The organism is Deltaproteobacteria bacterium (assembly GCA_016875225.1).
Classification (GTDB): Bacteria; Myxococcota_A; UBA9160; order SZUA-336; family SZUA-336; genus VGRW01.
Genome location: VGRW01000144.1, coordinates 1 through 4333 on the forward strand (window position 1 = coordinate 1; position 4333 = coordinate 4333).

Consider the following 4333-nt stretch of genomic DNA (forward strand, 5'->3'; position numbering starts at 1 on the left):
CCGCGACCGGCACCTCGATTCCGCGCTGGCACGCGGGCCGCGCCTTCATCGCGTCGAGCCAGCGGCGCAGGTGCTCTAGCCCGTCGATCGAGACGCCCGACCACTTGTACGTGCGCACCCAGCACCAGTTCGCGATGTCGGCGATCGAGAAGTCGTCGGCCAGCCATTCGCTCTCGCCGAGCCTGCGGTCGAGAACCTCGAAGAGCCTGCGCGACTCGTTCTGGTAGCGGTCGATCGCCGGCTGGATCTTCTCGGGGAAGTAGCGGAAGAAGACGTTGGCCTGGCCCATCATCGGGCCGATCCCGCCCATCTGGAACATCAGCCACGAGAGCACGCGCGCGCGCGGCGCGGGTGAAGTCGGCAGGAGCCGCCCGGTCTTCTCCGCCAGGTGGATCATGATCGCGCCGGACTCGAAGACCGCGAGGTCGCCGAGCTCGCGGTCGACGATCGCGGGAATCCGCCCGTTGGGGTTGATCGCCAGGAACCAGGGCTGCTTCTGCTCGTTCTTCGACAGGTCGACCGCGTGGGTGGTGTAGGGAAGCCCGAGCTCTTCCAGCGTGACGGAGGCCTTGTGCCCGTTCGGCGTCGCGGCGGTGTAGAGGTCGATCACGGGCGCAGCCCCGCCAGGCAGTTCGCGCGCTCGAGCACGGCGTCGAGCGCGGACTTGTCCGCCACGCGCGCGTACTTCTCGCGCAGCGCCTGTAGCGACTTCGCGTGGTACTTCTGCGGCTTCTGCGTCCACTCCCTGCCGTCGAGCGCGACGCTGAACTCCTCGCGCCCCGCGGCGAGCGCGGCGGCGTTCGCGAGCGTCCAGGGCAGGAAGAGCGCGCCGACGCTGCGCTGCAGCAGCGGAAGAAGCGTGGGCTCGAGCGCCGACCACGGCTCGAACTCGCCTTCCGCGCGCGGCCAGAGCATGCGGTGCACCCAGTCGAGCACGTTTCGTGCTCGGCCCTCGACCAGCGCTCCCACGGTCGGATCGGTCCAGGCCTCGTAGAGCTGCGCGAAGAGACCCAGGTCGGCGAAGGCGGGCCGCGCGCCGAACAGGTACGGCCGCGTGGCCAGGTGCGCGTCGAGGATCCCGAGCGCCTCGCGAAGCGAGCTCTCGATCTGCGGCGCGGTCTTCTCGTTCGAGCCGACGAAGAAGACCCGGTTCACCATCCGCTCGCGGATCTGCGCGCTCATCGCCGCGTGCTGCTCGTCGCTCGCGGCCGGCATCATGCCGCGCGCGATCCGCCCGGCGCTGGCGATCTGGTCCACGTCGCGCGCCCAGCGGAAGTGGAACATCCACTTGTTGCCCCACTCGTCGCCGAACTCCTCGAGCAGCGCGGAGACGAACCCGGACACCGGGTCGGGCGGGTGGATCGACGGCGTCGGGTGCTCCGCCTCGATCCGCTCGATGATCGGCGTCGAGTCCTGGATCCCCTCGCCGCCGGGCGTCACCACCAGCGGCACGATCGGGAGCTTGGCGTACTTCGCGTACTCGGCCTGCGCGTCGGCGTCGCGCACGATCCAGCGGTGCGGGATCCCCTTGTAGCGAAAGTACGAGCGAACCTTCACGGAGTAGGGGGACATCTCGATGCCGAAGATCCGGTAGGGGTGGGTCATCGCGCTCCTTCATCCGCTCGCCCCCCCCGGGGGGCGAGCCTCGCGGTATGCTGCCAGAACCAGCGGCGAAATAATTTATCATATCGAGTGCCAATATCGGACAGCCGTCCGCGGCAGGAGGTTTCGTGTCGAGGTTCCGGACCCGGTTCGCGGCCGCAGGCGCGGCGCTGCTCCTCGCCGCCGCGCCCGCGCGCGCCGCGGACGCGTCGCCCCCGAACGTCGTGCTCGTGTTGGTCGACGACGCGGGCTACACCGACTTCGGCGCGTACGGAAGCGAGATCGCCACGCCGAACATCGACGCTCTCGCCGCGAGCGGCGCGCGCTTCTCGAACTTCCACGTCTCGCCGATGTGCGCGCCGTCGCGCGCGATGCTGCTCACCGGCGTCGACAGCCACACGGCGGGCGTCGCGAATCTTCCCGAGACGGTTCCGCCCGAGCACGCGGGCCGGCCGGGGTATCTCGGTCACTTCGCGGAGAACGTGGTCACGATCGCGACGATCCTGCGCGGCGCGGGCTACCACACCTACATGACGGGAAAGTGGCACCTGGGCCACACGCCCGGCGCGCTTCCGGACTCCCACGGCTTCGAGCGCTCGCTCGCGCTCGACGCCACCGGCGGCGACAACTGGGAGCAGCGCGCGTACCTGCCCATCTACGAGGGCGCCGACTGGTTCGAGGACGGTGCGCCCGTGCGCCTGCCCGAGACGTTCTACTCCTCGGAGCTTCTGGTCGATCGCATGATCGAGTACATCGACGGCGCGAACGGCGACGGCCGGCCGTTCTTCGCGTATCTGCCCTTCCTGGCCATCCACATCCCGATCCAGGCGCCGCGCGAGTTCGTCGCGCGCTACGAGGGCGTGTACGACGCGGGATGGGCCGCGCAGCGCCAGCGCCGGCACCGCGGCGCGATCGCGAGCGGATTGATCGCCGCCGATCTGCCGATCCGACCGCTGCCCGCGGGGCTGCGCGACTGGGACGCGCTCCCGCCGGACGAGCAGCGCCTCGCCGCGAAGAGCATGGCCGTGAACGCGGGAATGCTCGAGGCGATGGACCACCATCTTGGCCGCCTGATCGCGCACCTGCGCGAGATCGGCGCGTACGAGAACACGCTCTTCCTCGTGCTCTCCGACAACGGCGCGGAGTCGGGCGACCCCACCACGAGCGCGCCGTTCCGCCGCTGGCTCGACAGCGTCGGCTACTCGCGCGACGTCGAGCGTCTGGGCGAGAAGGGAACCTTCGCCGCGATCGGCCCGGAAGCGGCGAACGCGAACTCATCCCCGCACGCGCTGTTCAAGTTCCACGCCGCGGAGGGCGGCGTGCGCGTGCCGCTGGTGATGTCCGGCCCCGGCATTCCCGCGGCTCAGACCGAGCGCGCGTTCTCCTACGTCACCGACATCGCGCCGACGATCCTCGAATTCGCTTCGGTCACGCCGCCCGCGGGTCCCGCGCCGATCACCGGGCGCAGCCTGCGACCGGTGCTCCTCGACCGCGCGGAGCGTGTCTACGGCGACGCCGACCCCGTCGGGATGGAGGCCGCGGGAAGCGCCGCGCTCTGGAAGGGCGCGTACAAGCTGGTGAGGGATCTGCCGCCCCACGGCGACGGCCTCTGGCACCTGTACGACCTGGCGAGCGACCCGGGCGAGACGCGCGTGCTCGACGACGACGAGCCCGAGCGCTTCGCGGAGCTGCTCGACGACTACCGCGTCTTCGCCGCGAGCGTCGGGGTGCTCGAGGTGCCCGCGGGCTACAACACCTTCGAGCAGCTCGCCACGAACACGGCCTCGGTGCTGCTGCGCCGCTACTCGACCGTGATCGCGGCGGTGGCCGTCGCGCTCCTGCTCGCGCTGGGCTGGCTGTCGCGAGCGCTCTACCGGCGCTTCACGCGCAAGCGCTTTCCCTAATGACAGTGGCTGTGCCACAATGCCCGAGAGCCGCAGACTGGAGGGGCGCGTGTCGATCTATCCCAGGCCCGAACAGCTGAAGACCCTGCTCGCGGGCCCGCCGGACCGGCCCGTCGTGATGCTGAACCTGCTGCGCTACAAGGAGCGCGCCGACGCTCCGGACCAGGGAGTCTCCGGGGAAGAGGCGTACCTCCGCTACGGGACCCCGATGCGCAAGATCGTCGAGTCGCACGGCGGCCGGATCCTGTACATGGGCCGCGTCGATCAGATGGTGATCGCCGACGTCGAGCCCGGCTACCACGCGAGCGCGCTGGCGGAGTACCCATCGCGCGCGAAGTTCGTCGAGCTCGCCACGAGCCCCGAAGTCGCCGCGATCGGCGTGCACCGCACGGCGGGGCTCGAGAGCCAGTGGCTGGTCGCCACCACGCAGGAGGAACGCTGACGTGGAAAAGCTCCGCACTCCCGAGGCGCGCTTCGCGGATCTTCCTGGCTACCCGTTCGCGCCGCGCTACCTCGAGGTGGCCGACTTCGAGGGCGGGCGGCTTCGCGTCCACTACGTCGACGAGGGGCCGCGCGGCGCGATCTGCGCCGTGCTCTTCCACGGCGAGCCGACCTGGTCGTACCTGTACCGGAAGATGATCCCCGGCCTGGTCGCGCGCGGCTACCGCGTGCTCGCGCCCGACTTGGTCGGCTTCGGCAGGAGCGACAAGCCCGCGGCAAAGGCGGACTACACCTATCCGCGACACGTCGCCTGGATGCGCGAGTGGCTCCTCGCCGTCGACGCGCGCGATGCCGTGCTCTTCGGCCAGGACTGGGGCAGCCTGGGG

Annotated in this window: 5 protein-coding genes; 3 read left to right on the forward strand and 2 right to left on the reverse strand. The window is 70.4% G+C overall.

The annotated features are described in order from the left end of the window. Both FJ108_17990 and FJ108_17995 read right to left on the reverse strand, forming a co-directional pair. On the reverse strand, positions 1-610 hold a 610-nt coding region (locus tag FJ108_17990; GenBank protein ID MBM4337783.1), incomplete at its 3' end, for a glutathione S-transferase. Continuing rightward, positions 607-1605 carry a glutathione S-transferase family protein gene (locus FJ108_17995; protein ID MBM4337784.1) on the reverse strand — a complete coding sequence of 333 codons (999 nt, stop codon included), beginning with the start codon at positions 1603-1605 and terminating at the stop codon, positions 607-609. The genes FJ108_17990 and FJ108_17995, both read right to left, overlap by 4 nt. Positions 1606-1772: 167 nt before the next feature. On the opposite strand from FJ108_17995, the gene FJ108_18000 reads away from it, so the two are divergent. The 3 genes from FJ108_18000 to FJ108_18010 all read left to right on the forward strand — a co-directional run. Next, on the forward strand, positions 1773-3506 hold the full coding sequence (locus FJ108_18000) for an arylsulfatase (protein ID MBM4337785.1): 1734 nt from the start codon (positions 1773-1775) through the stop codon (positions 3504-3506). 19 nt (positions 3507-3525) lie between these two features. Continuing rightward, positions 3526-3948 (forward strand): DUF1330 domain-containing protein, encoded by a 423-nt coding sequence (locus FJ108_18005; protein ID MBM4337786.1) that lies wholly within the window; start codon positions 3526-3528, stop codon positions 3946-3948. A 1-nt stretch (position 3949) separates the two neighbouring features. Beyond that, a partial coding sequence (locus FJ108_18010) for an alpha/beta fold hydrolase (GenBank protein MBM4337787.1) occupies positions 3950-4333 on the forward strand: 384 nt, incomplete at its 3' end.

Excerpts from the sequence above, each read along its gene's own strand:
- FJ108_18005 (MBM4337786.1), top strand. The coding sequence starts at position 3,526 with ATGCCCGAGAGCCGCAGACTGGAGGGGCGCGTGTCGATCTATCCCAGG.
- FJ108_17995 (MBM4337784.1), bottom strand. The coding sequence starts at position 1,605 with ATGACCCACCCCTACCGGATCTTCGGCATCGAGATGTCCCCCTACTCC.